17 protein-coding genes and 1 tRNA gene are annotated in these 13,725 nt (G+C 66.9%); 7 read left to right on the top strand and 11 right to left on the bottom strand.

What is annotated here, in order from left to right:
- Nucleotides 1–197: 197 nt before the first annotated feature.
- Nucleotides 198–270, top strand: a tRNA-Arg gene (locus FB382_RS19005).
- A gap of 121 nt (nucleotides 271–391) precedes the next feature.
- On the opposite strand, the gene FB382_RS19000 is transcribed toward FB382_RS19005, so the two are convergent.
- The 8 genes from FB382_RS19000 to FB382_RS18965 form a co-directional block, all read right to left on the bottom strand.
- Complete coding sequence (locus tag FB382_RS19000) at nucleotides 392–1,537, bottom strand: tyrosine-type recombinase/integrase (protein WP_182541224.1); 1,146 nt, start codon at nucleotides 1,535–1,537, stop codon at nucleotides 392–394.
- Complete coding sequence (locus FB382_RS18995) at nucleotides 1,534–1,815, bottom strand: helix-turn-helix domain-containing protein (RefSeq protein WP_220481422.1); 282 nt, start codon at nucleotides 1,813–1,815, stop codon at nucleotides 1,534–1,536. Before FB382_RS18995 ends, FB382_RS19000 begins: the two co-directional genes overlap by 4 nt.
- A 47-nt stretch (nucleotides 1,816–1,862) precedes the next feature.
- Nucleotides 1,863–3,452, bottom strand: a complete 1,590-nt coding sequence (locus FB382_RS18990; RefSeq protein WP_182541223.1) for a replication initiator — start codon at nucleotides 3,450–3,452, stop codon at nucleotides 1,863–1,865.
- Entirely contained in the window at nucleotides 3,449–3,688 is a 240-nt protein-coding gene (locus tag FB382_RS18985) for a WhiB family transcriptional regulator (protein WP_182541222.1), read from the bottom strand. Before FB382_RS18985 ends, FB382_RS18990 begins: the two co-directional genes overlap by 4 nt.
- Nucleotides 3,681–4,682 (bottom strand): FtsK/SpoIIIE domain-containing protein, encoded by a 1,002-nt coding sequence (locus FB382_RS18980; protein WP_182541221.1) that lies wholly within the window; start codon nucleotides 4,680–4,682, stop codon nucleotides 3,681–3,683. Before FB382_RS18980 ends, FB382_RS18985 begins: the two co-directional genes overlap by 8 nt.
- Nucleotides 4,683–5,066: 384 nt before the next feature.
- Nucleotides 5,067–5,249 carry a hypothetical protein gene (locus FB382_RS18975; protein ID WP_182541220.1) on the bottom strand — a complete coding sequence of 61 codons (183 nt, stop codon included), beginning with the start codon at nucleotides 5,247–5,249 and terminating at the stop codon, nucleotides 5,067–5,069.
- Nucleotides 5,250–5,326: 77 nt separating this feature from the next.
- Complete coding sequence (locus tag FB382_RS18970; RefSeq protein ID WP_182541219.1) at nucleotides 5,327–5,647, bottom strand: hypothetical protein; 321 nt, start codon at nucleotides 5,645–5,647, stop codon at nucleotides 5,327–5,329.
- On the bottom strand, nucleotides 5,647–6,066 hold the full coding sequence (locus tag FB382_RS18965) for a plasmid replication, integration and excision activator (RefSeq protein WP_182541218.1): 420 nt from the start codon (nucleotides 6,064–6,066) through the stop codon (nucleotides 5,647–5,649). The genes FB382_RS18970 and FB382_RS18965 overlap by 1 nt, the downstream gene beginning before the upstream one ends.
- A gap of 280 nt (nucleotides 6,067–6,346) precedes the next feature.
- On the opposite strand from FB382_RS18965, the gene FB382_RS18960 reads away from it, so the two are divergent.
- Nucleotides 6,347–6,829 carry an SHOCT domain-containing protein gene (locus FB382_RS18960; protein ID WP_182541217.1) on the top strand — a complete coding sequence of 161 codons (483 nt, stop codon included), beginning with the start codon at nucleotides 6,347–6,349 and terminating at the stop codon, nucleotides 6,827–6,829.
- Nucleotides 6,830–6,927: 98 nt separating this feature from the next.
- On the opposite strand, the gene FB382_RS23130 is transcribed toward FB382_RS18960, so the two are convergent.
- Both FB382_RS23130 and FB382_RS18950 read right to left on the bottom strand, forming a co-directional pair.
- Complete coding sequence (locus FB382_RS23130; RefSeq protein ID WP_182541216.1) at nucleotides 6,928–7,359, bottom strand: DUF1707 SHOCT-like domain-containing protein; 432 nt, start codon at nucleotides 7,357–7,359, stop codon at nucleotides 6,928–6,930.
- Between the two features lie 15 nt (nucleotides 7,360–7,374).
- Nucleotides 7,375–7,824: a hypothetical protein gene (locus tag FB382_RS18950; protein WP_182541215.1), complete on the bottom strand. Its 450-nt coding sequence runs from the start codon at nucleotides 7,822–7,824 to the stop codon at nucleotides 7,375–7,377.
- 1,366 nt (nucleotides 7,825–9,190) lie between these two features.
- Here FB382_RS18950 and FB382_RS18945 point away from each other — a divergent pair.
- Nucleotides 9,191–9,463 (top strand): MafI family immunity protein, encoded by a 273-nt coding sequence (locus FB382_RS18945; RefSeq protein ID WP_182541214.1) that lies wholly within the window; start codon nucleotides 9,191–9,193, stop codon nucleotides 9,461–9,463.
- Between the two features lie 52 nt (nucleotides 9,464–9,515).
- Here the strand turns inward: FB382_RS18945 and FB382_RS18940 are convergent, their stop codons facing one another.
- Nucleotides 9,516–9,755, bottom strand: coding sequence for a hypothetical protein (locus tag FB382_RS18940; protein WP_182541213.1), 240 nt, complete (start codon nucleotides 9,753–9,755; stop codon nucleotides 9,516–9,518).
- 232 nt (nucleotides 9,756–9,987) lie between these two features.
- On the opposite strand from FB382_RS18940, the gene FB382_RS18935 reads away from it, so the two are divergent.
- The 4 genes from FB382_RS18935 to FB382_RS18920 all read left to right on the top strand — a co-directional run bounded on the left by FB382_RS18935 (nucleotide 9,988) and on the right by FB382_RS18920 (nucleotide 13,629).
- Entirely contained in the window at nucleotides 9,988–10,500 is a 513-nt protein-coding gene (locus tag FB382_RS18935) for a SigE family RNA polymerase sigma factor (protein WP_343055665.1), read from the top strand.
- On the top strand, nucleotides 10,497–11,600 hold the full coding sequence (locus FB382_RS18930; protein ID WP_182541212.1) for a hypothetical protein: 1,104 nt from the start codon (nucleotides 10,497–10,499) through the stop codon (nucleotides 11,598–11,600). The genes FB382_RS18935 and FB382_RS18930 overlap by 4 nt, the downstream gene beginning before the upstream one ends.
- 875 nt (nucleotides 11,601–12,475) lie before the next feature.
- Nucleotides 12,476–13,099, top strand: coding sequence for a hypothetical protein (locus FB382_RS18925; protein ID WP_182541211.1), 624 nt, complete (start codon nucleotides 12,476–12,478; stop codon nucleotides 13,097–13,099).
- Complete coding sequence (locus FB382_RS18920) at nucleotides 13,096–13,629, top strand: sigma-70 family RNA polymerase sigma factor (protein WP_182541210.1); 534 nt, start codon at nucleotides 13,096–13,098, stop codon at nucleotides 13,627–13,629. Before FB382_RS18925 ends, FB382_RS18920 begins: the two co-directional genes overlap by 4 nt.
- The last annotated feature ends 96 nt before the right edge of the window (nucleotides 13,630–13,725 follow it).

Here is a 13,725-nt window from a genome sequence, read left to right as displayed (position 1 = left end):
CCGGGGCGCCTCATATTGGAACGTTCAACGCCTTGTGCACGTGGTCACAGCGGGGTAGGGCGCATCGCCGATCCGGATGAAACGGGGCCCGCTCGGGCGCCGTGCGCACCGTCACGTCCCGCGAGCGGCGTACTGATTTCGGCATCGCGCAACGGGTCCGCTATCCTCGACCAGTCGTCGGGGCAACCGGACGGCATGCGCCTGTAGCTCAACGGATAGAGCATCTGACTACGGATCAGAAGGTTTGGGGTTCGAATCCCTACAGGCGCGCAAACCAGAACCGCAGGCAGCCATCGCGCTGACCTGCGGTTTTGTGCATTTCGGGGCGTCGCCGCAAGGCCGAACCGGCCGGTGGATTGGGCCGGTGCTGCAACAGGCGGCTGCAACCGGGTCACTTCTCCTCCTCGAAGAGGCCACCGAGCCGGTCCAGAGCCTCGCGCTTCTCGTCGAGCGTGACGTGGCCATAGACATTCATGGTCATCTCGATCGTCGAGTGGCCGGCGATGTCCATGGCGGTCCGGGGTGGGACGCCGAGTGCCAGGAGAACCGAGACGCACCCGTGGCGGAAGTCGTGCAGCCGGACGATCCTGACGCCGGCATCTCGGCAGGCGTTCTGCACGATGCGGGTGCAGTTTCGGGGATCGATGGGCGTGCCGATCGGAGTGGTGAAGACGTAGCCGAGGTCGGGCCACTTCTCGGCAAGTTCGACGCGTTCCTTCGCCTGCCTCTGTCGGTGGCTGAGCAACGCCTCGACGATCACGTCGGGAAGCGGGATGGTGCGACGGGAACGGGCCGTCTTGGTGGGCATGGAGATCAGCTGGCCGTTGATGCGCTGAAGGCCGCGGCGAACCTGGAGCCATCCGGCGTCGAGATCGACGTCGGTCCACATGAGGCCGAGCGCTTCGCTCCTGCGTAGGCCGAGGAGCGCCAGCACGATGATCAGGGCGATCAGGCGGTCGTCTCGACTGTGTCGCAGCAGCGTCTTGACCTCGTCGACGCTCAACGGCTCGCGCTCGACCTTCTCCGGCCGGGGGACCCGGACGAGCTTCGCGACGTTCCGGTCGAGGAGCTCCTCCCGGACTGCGTCCTCGAGAGCGGCCCGCAGGGTGGCGTGCACGTAACCGATCGTGCGCGCGCCGACGTCACGCCTGCGCATCGACTCGAAGTAGAGCCTGAGGTCGCGCGCGGACAACGCGGACAGACGTTTCCTGCCCAGGTCCGGGATCAGGTAACGCTCGGCCTGGAACCGGTAGGCCGCCAACGTGTTCGCCCGGACACGGTGAATCACGACCTGGCCGAGCCACTCCTGGAGGTAGCTCTCGACCGTGAGGTCGGCGGGTGCGATGCGCCGTCCGCTTGACTCACGCTCGATCAGCTCGGAGATCTTCTTCTCGACCTCGCGCTTCGTGGCCCCCGTGACGGTCCTGCGGACCCGCCTGCCATCGGTCTGGGTGACATAGCACTGTCCAGACCAGCGACCGTTGGGGCGCTGGAACACCGTGCCTTCGCCGTTGGCCTTCTTGGCGGCCCCGCTCATCCGGTCTCGCCCAGTTCTAGCGTGCTGACGTACTCGGACAGGGCTCGAGCCGAGACGCGCCGTAGGGCTCCGACCTTCACCGAACGGATCGCGCCCTGGCGGATGAGGTCGTAGACGCCGTGCCGACCGATGCCGAGCAGCGTGGACACCTGCTCCACCGTGAGGAGGAGGGGTGGCAGCTCCTCCGAGGTCATCAGCCATACGTTCGGCCGGACCGTGACCGTGCCGTCCACCGGTTGCTCGACTGTGCCGAGGTTGAAAAGTTGCTGCTGTTCCATGGTCCCCGTCCTCCCGACGGTCGATGATTCGTCTGGGGTGGTGCCCGTCAAGGGCACTTCGTGTCACTTCGTGATTCGCTCCGCTCACCCCTGACAGGCACCACCCCAGACGAGATCGGCTGGCTGTCGGGAGGACGGGGAGGTCCGTTCGCCGGGCTGGCCCGCGCCTTGGCGGCCTCGTACTGCTTCTTCCAGCGGAGCCGCTCCGCAAGCGCGCGCGTGAGGACCTGGCGGTAGATCGGCGCCGAGGACTGCAGCGGGTCGAAGACCTGCCACTCGTAGCGGGGCCGGCCGTCGGGACGTAGGAGGTCTGCGGCGAATCGTTGGACCTCGGGGACGTCAGCGCCGGCCGCGAGGAGGGTCTGACGAACGACCTCCGCACGGTCGGCCTTGTGCCCACTCAGGGTCTTCCCGGTCCACTTCCGCGAGACCAGCACCCGGCGGCCCCCGCAGCCGAGATGCTCCCGGTCATGGGCCTTCGCCGGGCAAGCGCCGGGTGCCATGTCCGGGCCGGCGTCCTTGGGCTGGATCCCGAACCTCAGCCAGTTCGGGCAACGCGGTGAGCACGGGAGGAATCGAACCTCCGCGTGCAGGCGCTCGAGGTGCCACTTCTGTCGCCGCGAGATCTCGCCGGCCTCGCCGAGCGCTTCGCCGAAGCTCTTCACCAAGTACTTGGTCAGGTAGGCGACCCGCCGATCCGCATCACCCTCGCTCGCGATGATGCCCTGGATGTCGAGCTGCCTGCCGAGACGAATGGTGTGGGCGGGCTCCGCGTCCGGGTCGTCGTCGACCGCGTCGAGGGCCTGGTCCCAAGTGGGCAGCGCATGCCCAGTGGCGGGGTCGACGTACCCCGGGCCCTCCACCCACTCGGGGAGCACCGCGCCCGTGAAGACCGGGTTGTCGTGCGAGGGCCACCACACCTGGTGGTACGTCGCCGAGGCGACCTTCCGCAGCAATTCGCGGGGGATCGCGCCCCTGATCGCGGTGTGCAGGTGGGGCGCCAGGCGGCGCTGCGCCTCGAGCGAGGCGAAGTACTGCACCTGGTAGCCCGTTGCCCGCCGCAGGTTCTGCCAGACCCGGTCGATGAGCTTCGGGAAGTGAAGGGCGTCGAGTGCCGCCCGTCGATAGTCGTAGGTCGAGGGATCCACGGGGGTGCCGTCGGTTCGGACTGGGCCGTACGACGGGAGGGTGAACGTGACGAACATCGAGGGTCGGTAGGTCTTCCCGGAGGGTGTGGTGAACGCAGTGCCGACGGTGCGTTGGTCGACGGGAAGCCGTGGCAGGTCCGGGGCGTCCTGCCGCCGGCGAGTTGATCGGCTGCGACGGCTCGGGGGACCTTCCTCGTCCTCGTCGGCCTCTTCATCCTGGTCGTCCGGGTCAGGTTCGGTCTCGGCCAGCTCCCTCTCTGGCTCGCTCTCGAGATGCCAGCCTTCGCGACACTGCTGCATCCTGAGGACGCGGTTCTTGCGGGCGCAGGGCGGGCACTTGGAGGCCAGCGTGGCGCCGCACGCGGTGGGGATGAGGCGCACCTGTCCCGTCACGGTGTCCGTGACCTCGTGTACGACAGGTCGTATGCAGACGCCGTTGACCTCGGCGAGCTCACGGATCGTTTCGGTGGGCAGCGCGGCCACGATCATGCGGCGCCATCCGCCCGATCAGTGACGTTGCTGGGCGATCGGTCGGCCCCCGCCCAGAAGCCGCTCACAATGCCCTTGCGCAGCACGTAGCCGGCGCAGGCGGGACGCACGGGGCAGGACAGGCAGACGGCGCTCAGGGCTGCCGTGGACGCAGACGTCCGATCTTCCGGCTCGACGATCCAGGTCTGCATGGGGAAGTGGCGGCAGAGCGCCTCGGCCATCCAGGACTCAGTCATCGCGCACCTCCGATGCCCTCGGGCGTCGCGGCCGCCGTGTCGAAGGCTCCCCGCCGTGCTCCGGGACCACGACAGGAATCTGGGTCGACGTGCGGAACCGACTCGCGACCTCCCGGATTGCCTCGTCCGAGGCGTAGCCGGCACGGACCCGCACCGGGTGACCGCCCTCCTCGGGCAGCACGTAGCCGGTGCCAGGGACGTCTCGAGTGATTCGGTGACAGTGAGCACCGCTGAGAACCGCCACTTCGCCCAGGACCATCGAGGTCTCCGACAGGTCCTTGAGGCGCAGCCCCACCATCTGGGTGAACAGACCTCGAGAGGGGATGACCTCCTTTCGTGGGTCCTGGAGGCAGGCGAAGACCATGAACCCGGGGGCTCGGCCCTGAGAGCAGATCAGGTTGATCGCCGTCTCGGCACGTCGCTGCAGGTCTCGGTCAGGGCAGTAAGCGGTCAGTGCTGCAAGCTCGTCGATCATGACGACGTGCAGCGGCTCGTCAGCGGTTGGACGATGGGTACGCAGACGTCCCGCGTACTGCCCCGCACGCTCTTGCATCCAGGCAACGAGCATCTCGAGCACGGCCACTGCCTCGGCCGCGCTGGTGGCCGACGTGGTGAACAGGTCCCTGCCCATGAGGATCTCCATGCCGCCCTTGAGGTCGATCCCGTGGAGTTGGACGCGCCCGTCCCGGACGGCGGGAGCCAAGCCGAAGGCGAACGACCAGAACAGGGACCCTTTCCCGGAGCCTGAGCAGCCCGCGATGAGCGTGTGAGGTCCGACCGGAAGTCGCCACGCTCGCCCGTCCTCGCGGCGGCCCATCGCCACCGATTCGAGCGACGATGCGACATCGCCTGGGCGCGCGTCGAATGCGAAGCGCAGCTCATCCCCGACAGTGAAGGACAGAAGGACGTCGCGTACGCCGTGGGGCTCGACGCGGAGGCGAGAGGCTCCGACGGCGACGCGCAAGGCTTCTGCGGCACCCTCGAAGTCCGACATCTTTTGGCCGAGACCGGGTCGCACCAGGAGATGCACGTGGGGGGACGTCACCCAGGTTCGCCGTACTTGTGGGGCGCCGGGGTCAGCGAGCCCGCAGCGCAGGCACACGGTCTCCCAGTGCCGCCGGATCTGCCATCGCCAGTACCTCGACTGCAGTGGACCCACGAGCCGGGCGAGGGACCGAGGACGGCAAGCCGCCCAGACACGGGCCGCCGCCACAACGGCAAGAGCGACGGCAGTCGCCAGCCCGCCCCACGGCCATGTGAGCCAGACCAGGGCGGAGCCGGTGCAGGCGTACCCCGGGGCCCGCCTGACCACCGTCGTGACGGCGTGGAGCCACCATCGCGCCTCGGGATACGCCTCCTGCATCGGAGTCGACATCGATCAGGCCGCGTCGGGGTCGCCGAGCCGGATGCGCGTGATGACCCCGCTCAAGAGGCCTATCGCCTCGTTGACGCAGGTGCGCGAGACTCGGAGGACGTCCTCGACATCACCGGACGGAGATCCGGAGAGGATCTTGAGGACATGGCCGAGCTCGTCGCTGGACTCGTCAAGGCGTCCGATCATTCGTCGGATCTCGCTCACCGCGTCTTCTCGTGTCTGCGTGTCGAAGAAGCGGAGCCACTCGTGGGCGCCACCGCCGTTCACGATGCGTCACCGGCTTCGAGGGTGACCACGAGCCGCACACCAAGGACCTCAGCCGTCCAGCGCTGGCCTGTGGGGCGCCCGATGAAGCGAACCGGGTACTCACTTTCGGCGATCTCGGTGCGCAGCCTGAACAGGCCTCTCTCGCTCGGGATCACGAGCGTCACCTGGGGTAGCTCCTCGGAGGTCCGCGGGGGCGCTGCCTCGACACGAACGACGTCCGTGGCACGGCCAACCGCGTCGCAGGCGCGACGGAGCACATCGGCCATGTCGCCGAGCACCCACGCGCCCCACTTCCAGTCGGGGACCGCCTCGTTCATCAGGCGCTCGCCTTCTCCGGCGCCGGCTTCGCGCCGCGAGCGGGTGCGTGCACGTCCGCAGCCCGAAGCGACCACGAGATCTTGGAGAAGTCGCCGTTCTCCTCGATGTAGGCCGTGGCCGTGAGCTTGTCGAACTCGACCGGAGTGAACGGAAGTCCGGTGAGGGCCTCCGGAAGCACCGGCTGGACCTTGGCCGTGATCTTGACCGACATCGTGCGGTTGGACTTCTTCGCTTCCGGGTCGCCGTCAACAACCTCGACCGACCAGAGCGGCACGCCGGTGTCCGGGTCGGCCGCCTGGACCACGCGCTCGCGGGTCGACTTGTCGTAGTCGCGGACCGGCTGCACTTCGCCGACGGCGTACGCGCCGTACGGGAAGGCCACGCCGAACTCGACCGGGATCTTGCGGGGCATCGCCATGACTTACTCCTGGGAGTTGGTGGGTGATTGCCTCCACTCCACCGGCCAGCAGTGGGACGCCGTCACCACTCGTCACGGACCTTTTGGGACGTCCGGCCGAGGTCGCAATGTCCTGATATGTCGGGATCGAACGCCCAGCGCAAGAGCCGAAAGTCGGCAAGATCGCCGGCCAGCCGGGAGGCCCCACCGGTCTCAAAGGGTTAGGTTGGCGCTTCGATTGTCGAGTCGGCGAAGCCTTGGAAACTGAGACAGGCGTCGCACCTCGAGGCAGGATGCGCCCATGAGCAACCTGGCCAACGAGCGGTTTTTCCCCGCGCACCCCGACTGGGTCTTTGCCGCGGTCACTCGCGCACTCAAGGCTCTCCGGTGGTCCGTGAAGTCAACTGACGAATACGCTCGGTCAGTCTCTTTCTCGACACCGATGTCTGGCTTCTCGTGGGGCGCAAGCCTATCTGCGAGCGTCATCCCGTCGCCAGAAGGTGGACTGGTCCGAGTCGTCGGCGCTGCCAAGGTTCGAACGAACGTCACTGCCGGGGGAGCGGAGCGGAAGAACATCGCGCGCCTGCTCGACACCGCCAGTCACCATCTGCAGGGAATGCTTGAGCAGGACCCGTCGGGGGCGATCCATCCGCCGCAGGCAGGCGTGTCACGTGCCTCGGGCCAAACGGTTGCTGACCAGCTACAGAAACTGGCCGAGCTGCGCGGCTCCGGCGCACTCACGGACGCCGAGTTCAGGGTCGCAAAAGCGCGCCTGCTCGATTGAGATCACCAAGTCGGCGGTCCCCATCGTCCATGAGTGATCAGCGGTTCGATGACTGCTGACAGGGCCCACCATTCGACCCGCGCCCGCTATGCCAGACGTCAGCGCACCTGTGCGTGGGACGGTGTATCCGCGCAAATCCAAAGCACGACGCCGTCCTTGCCAGGCGCCAGGCAATGGGCCGGGACTGAGTGCGGTTGGTGGGCAATCACGAACGTGGTCCCGGCCCCGAGCAACGCAACAACGCTCAAGGCAGCCATCCAGAGCAGTCGTTCACTGTTCGAGATCCGGGCCCTCCGTACAGACCGCACCGCTGGTGAGGGGCTGTGTGGGATCGGCGCAGCCGTGACCGGGAGGATCGCGGTCTCCGCCGGGACGTCGCTCGTCAGGAAGACCAGGTCGGCGTGCGACGGCGCTACGAGCGCCCAGCCCACGCGGTTCTCCATGTCCTCAAGGGTCAGTGCTCCGCGAACATAGGCATCCTTGAGACGTTCCAGACTCGCATCGCGGCGGGCTTCCGTAGGTCGACTCAAGACCAACCCCTTCCGCTAGCGCCGCTCGCTGGGAGTACCGCGAGGGCTGGTCTTGACGACCGTGACAGGTGAAGTCGTGAATGTGTCGAGTTGGTCGGTGCCGTCCTGGTCGAAGACCGGGATGGTGCGAGTGCTCGCCACCTGGGCCGATTGGCGCCGCGCCTCGGCCCGGGAGTTCGGCGTCGCTGGATAGAGGTCGCGAGAGAGGACATACCCCGAGACCCCGTGGTCGCCCGTGACAAGCACCAGGTCAGGCTCGTTGCTCCGGCCGAAGTCCGAGCCGTACGTCTGCCCGTATTGGTTGACCGGATAGGGGCCGTCGGTGTTCTTCCACGGCAGCGCCGACCGGGGCGACGACAGGGACGGGGCGGATGCGGAGGCCCAGCCTGCTGCGCCCACGGCGCATCCCAGGAACGTCACAGCGATGGCCGTGCGTCGGGCCCGCTTGATATCGACTGAGCTCATGTATCCCCCGTTGATACAGCTGTCGCGACTAAGGACTGCGATTTGTCCACAGACGTGTTGTTGTTGAACCCAGACAGCCCCGGATCTCAGGATCGGGCCGCTGGCGAGGGCCGTCAACCTTCAGGCTGGCGGGCAGCCGGTCGCGACGGGCCCGGGCATAACCACGGGCCGCCGAATTTCGCCGTGAGGAACGCTCTCGCCACGACCGCGCTGATAGCGCATGTCCGGACGTTCCCTAGAACGGCACGGTTGTATCACCTGCGGAGGCCACCACCCAGACCTTTCGGCCGCCTAGTACATGTTGCAGCACTTGCTCGACCGCGCGCTCGTCCTTCAAGGCGCGCCAGTCTTTCTGCGCCAGAACGAAAGCGACCTCATCGCTCGACGTCGGCGGCAGGTGATCAACGCGTCCGGGGTGTTCGTGACCACGCGCGGGTTGACCCGGTTCAGGGTGATGGAGTCGGGATCGGCGTGGACGGAGCGGTGCACCATGCACTCAATGACGCGATAGATTGGAATGCCGGCGACGCCAGGCGAGTCATCAAGGGGTGGAACGTAATGCCGACTGTCGAACGTCGTGCTCGCCACCTGTCCTGGACCAGCGCCATCCTCTCCGGTGTTCTTGTCCTTAGCCTTGATCTGGTGGTGACAGCAAAGGCAGTCGAGTCTGCGACGTCCTCCTCTTGGCTGGTCTACGCGTTGGGGCTTCCTGGTGTCTCGCTCGTCGCTGGGGTGATCCTCCGCAACAGGGGACAGCGGCCTTGGGGGGTGAGTCTCCTGGTCTCAGGTTGGGCCACCCTCCTCATCGAGCTCGTCTGCTTCTTCTACGTTGGCAGTCAACTTCAGTCCTGAGTGCCTGCGGCAGCGATGCGCGCGAATCATTCACAGATCCTGACCGGGACACTGGACCGTCACCAGGACGGACACCTGGTTGTCGCTGGAGGCATGACGCCGAGGCGTAGATTCCCACACGATTCGCCAACGTTTGCCACGCTATGCGGTGCCACAGGCCCGCGGAATGCGTTGGCCCTCTGAGCGTGGGCGCGTCGAGCCCGGACCGGGCGCACATCGGCATGAGCGATAACAGGGAGTGTCAGCGAGTGCGCACGCGCAAGTGTTCGTCGATGGCTGGGGTTCCTCGTTGCCATCCCTGGCTTTAGCTCACCCGACATTCGTCAAGCCTGCGGGCGGTACTGGCTCGCAGTCATGTCGCGAGCGTAGTCCAGAGCGAGGCCAGCGGCTCGTACGGCACTTTACGCAGAGTCGCGCCCCTGGCCGTTCTGGCAACGGTATTGGTGCGACCGCTCAGCGGCATGCCAGCCCGGATCGCGGCACGTGAGTGCGTTTCTTGTGACACGATCCCGCCGTGGATCTCACCTCCTACGAAGAGATCGCCGGGCAACTGCACGGCCTCCTCATCCGCCTGGATGATCGGCTTCCGGGCAAGGACATCACGCTGATCGCCGAGTTCATCGACGCGAACGAACTCGGGCTCGCACTCGAACAGATGGCTGACGTTCTGAGCGAGGACGAGCAGCCGCTCGCCCCAGACGAGCGGGCCGACATGCTCGCACTCGTGGAGCGGATGCAGATGGGCAACCGTGTCGCGGGCGCTCTTCGGTACTGCCCCCCGAAGTGAGGGCCGCTCATCGGCAAGACCGCGCACAACGCGGCAGATGAGTGCGTTTCCTTCAGTCGCGGAGGAGGTTCTCGACAAGCGGGTCTGGGTCCGCCTCAGGGCTCAGAGCCTGACGCACGGCCTGCTTCCAGTCTTCCCAGCGAGCAGGGTCCGACTGCAGGTACTGATGGAAGAGCACCAAGCCCTCGTCGGGGCTGGATTCGATGCCGACGTACAAGTCGGTCAGGAAGAAGGCAGCCCGGTACGCCTCATCGAGGGTCAAAGTCTCGGGCAGGTCAGCGCCGTCGGCCACGCGAAGATGCTCCCACTGTGCGCCCGCTCATCGGCATGATCGCGCTTTCACAATCCGCGGAAGATGAGTGCGGCTACAAGGAGGCTCCCCCGGACGGGGTCTTGACTCGCTAGCGTTCGAATCGCGCAGATGGCTGATGTGCCTAGTCCATGCCTCCGGCAGGAACGGTCCACGAAACATGTCCATGACTTCCACAATTGTCGGCTCGGTTGCGTTCTAGGGGACAAGGGGGGTGATCCGGATCGAAACGACGTCGACCGTCCACGCTGACTGGGACGGACTGGTGACGGTCGCGTCGCCGGGACTGATGAGGCTCGCCTACATGCTGTGCGGGAACCCGCACGCGGCCGAGGACCTGCTGCAGGCCACCTTCGCGCGTGCGTGTCGGAACGGTGAGCGGATCGCAGCCATGGCGGCGCCGACGGCGTACTTGCGTCGGATCATGATCAACGAACACGCTTCGCAACACCGTCGGCGACGACTGGCCACCGTCCCGTTGGAGGGAGACCTCGATCCGCCAGTGCCTACGACTAGTGGAGCCGACGATCGGGATGAGGCCTGGCGCTGGCTGGCCACCCTGCCACCCCGACAGCGCGCGGTCCTGGTGCTGCGGTTCTACGAGGACGTTCCCGACCAGGAGATCGCTCAGCTGATCGGCTGCACTCAGGCGACAGTCCGTTCCCACGCCTCGCACGGGCTTGCGGCTCTTCGCGCATTGCTGACCGGCTGCAAGGAGGAGTCATGAAGGACTGGACCGACGATGACCTGGCCGTCCTGCTCAAGGCCTCAATGGCGGCACGCGAGCGCGACATCGATCCCGAGCGCGCCCGAGAGCTCGCCCAATCGGCCCGGCCAGCGCGGCGCCGGTGGCCAGCCGTGGTTGCGGCGGCGGCCGCAGTGGCGTTGCTGAGCGGCCTGACGGCGTACGTCGCCGCTCACAACGCAGGACGAGGCCCGTCGCCGGCCGGCCAGGCGCCCAGCAGCAGTCCGACGGTGGGTTCGGGTGACATCCCGCAGGGGACGACGGAGGAGAACCGTCGTCGGGCAGTTGCGGCCTCCGAGGCGACCCTGGCCGCGTTCTCGCCACCGGAGGGCTCGGCCCGCCTCGAGGGTCAGCCCGAGGGGTGGCCCGCAGGCGGAATGACCTTGGGAGCCTCCGATCTCGGCCTGAGTCGCACGGCTTGGTGGTCCGTGCCCATGAGCAAGGCCGAGGTCGTCGCCTACCTGAGCGACCACAGCCCAGCGGGGATGTTGAACCGCTCGGGCGTTTCCGATCCGTCAGGTGGCGGGATCGCCTCGACCTCGTACGAGACGACGACGTCGCCGGACCCGGCGGCCTTCACCGCGCCGCTGCTCCTGGTGCAGTTCATGCAGATGGGCGACCGCACCGTGCTTCGCGTCGACACGTTCCTGGCGGCTAGGTACGCCGTGCCGGACGAGGCCAGGATCCCCCCGGACGTCTCGGTGATCCGGATCGACCGCGTTGCCCCACTCTCGACCCGTGGTGGGCAGGGTGGTGATCCTTACCCGGCGCCGGTTCGGTTGACGAGGCCGGCCGACACCGGCCTCATGGATGACTTGGTCGCCGGATTCAATGCCCTCTACGGCAGCATCACCGCGAGTGGCTACGTGGGATGTCCGGCCCCGTCGCTCCCCCTCGCCCGGGACACGGTCACGTTCCAGACTGCCGACACCAACGCCACGCCTCACACCATCGTCGCCGAGCTCGAACCCGACTGCCGAGGCCAGGTCCGGGTGAGCCTCGACGGGACGCAGCTCCCCGTCACGCTCGATCCGGGCGGCTGGGACCAGCTCGTCAACGACACCGCCGACCAAGCGAACTAGCGCCGACTATCCCCGATACAGACCGACGATTCCGCCTGTCCGACGCAGAGCCGCTTGGCGGTCAAGCACGTGGACTTGGCAAGAATCTGACCGTGTCGGTGCTTGGAGAGCAGGTCCGACCCATGCCAATTGAGTTGGCCCTTGGTGTGTGGCTCTAACCCACCCGCTCGTCGACATGACCGCGCGGGTCGCGGCATGAGCGATCGGGTGCAGGCTAGCGCCGAGTTCGAGCTCGAGGTCGGCGATCCGGACGGCCAGGGCACGATGTCGGCCTCGAGCTCGGCGGACCAGGTCTCACAACGGTTTCCTCAGTCGCTTGCATGGCTGGCGTGGGTCCGAGAAATGGGACACGCCCAGTGACCTCTACGTCAGTCACAACGCCGTCGTTCAGTCCCCTCGGTGAGGACACATCACTCACCGGCACCCAGGCGACGTGACTCGACGGCAAGGGGCAGCGATGCACGGCAGAAGGCAGCCACCCCGGCCCGTCACTGGCGCGGCCCGGTAGGCGCCTCCGTCCTTGGAGCGTTCTAGTGCCAGCCCCCACCAAGTAGCCGCTCGACAGCACCGCGTACAAAGCGGACTCAGACGACATTCAGGCATCCCACACATGTAACGCTGCGACATGTAGGGGTGAACACACGCTGCTGCCACCTGGGGGAATGATGCGATCAACACCGTGGACCGATGACCATGACCGACTGCTGAGCGAGACCGTGCCCGAATCGACTGTCCCAGGCCAGGCTGATCTCGATCGCACATGGAGTCGCATCATCGCCAGCATGAGTGCGGGCATGGCAGGGCGCCGACGCGGGCGCCGGCTCGCGGCTGCGGTTGGCATCGGAGTGGTTGTGCTCGGCCCGTCCGGTCTGGCTGTGGCCGACTACTACACCGCCCACACCGGCCACGGCCCCTCGGACTCTGAGGACCGACGACTGGGTGGACCAGGTGAGCGTCTTGACCCTGCGGCCCCGGACTACGGCGCCATCATCGCTGATGAGACCGCAGACATTCCGTTCCCCACCGCCCACGCGCGACAGTTCGCGGTGCAGGACCAGGTTCACGACGCGCGGTTCGCGACGCCTGGTTCTGAGCGGGTCGCTGTCGGTGCCATCCGAGCCTGGATCGCCGACGCCGCTGTGTGCGCCTGGGCGAATCAGTGGGCCGCCGCGACCCGTGACCGAAACGAGGACGCGCGTGTTGAGGCGATCAGGGTGCTCCTGCAGGCGCCGAACTGGCCAGCCGTCACCGCCATCGATCCCCACCCGTACAGCCGCATCGAAACAATGGACTCGGTAGACGCCCAGGGCGACACCAGCTCCCAGCAAGTCCAAGAGGAGAGCCAGTTCTACTACCTGGCTGAGCTCGGCAAAGCCGCCCACGGGACGGATCTTGACGCACTCGCAGAGGTGTTGGCCGCGAACAACGGCTACTGCCGTGCAGAACTGGTGCCCGATCTGCCGAGAGCGAACCCGATGTACCGCGGAGCGGCGAGGTGAAGGGCACGATCACCGCCTCAGAGTTCGAGGAGCTCTACCGCGTCACCGCCCGGGACGTGTTCGCCTACGTGCGCCGGCGTCGCACTGGCGATGCAGAGGAAATCGTGGCTGAGACCTACGCGGTGGCCTGGCGACGACGGAATGAGATGCCGCCCCAGATGTTCCGGCGGGCGTGGCTGTTCGGCGTCGCCCGGAGACTCCTCGTGGCGGCGAGCCGACAGCAACAACGTGAGACCGCCCTCAAGCGGGAACTCACAACCCTGCCCATCCCGGAACACGACACCGCGACGCGCGCTCATACTGCCCAGGTCATGAGCGCCGCACTACGACGCCTCCCACGCGAACAGCAGGAACTTCTTCGGCTTGTCGCATGGGAGGGCCTAACCCCGGCTGAGCTAGCGGTCTCGCTCGGCGTGCGCCCCGGCACGGCCAGGGTTCGGCTCCACCGCGCGCGTCGGGCTCTTGCCTCGGACATTGAAGTGCGTTCGCTCGTCGATGGTACTGCTCGGGAGCCACTGTCGGCTCAGTGAAGAGGGCAACCGCGCCGCGTCAGCGTTCTTCCCGAAGACCTCAGTAGCACGGTCGCTCCTGCCTCTTCCACGGTCCGCGCTGCTCGTGAATCTGAG

It is taken from the genome of Nocardioides ginsengisegetis, from assembly GCF_014138045.1.
Taxonomy (GTDB): Bacteria; Actinomycetota; Actinomycetes; order Propionibacteriales; family Nocardioidaceae; genus Nocardioides; species Nocardioides ginsengisegetis.
Note: the sequence above shows the minus strand (reverse complement) of the source record. Positions and strands in the feature narration are given on the sequence as shown.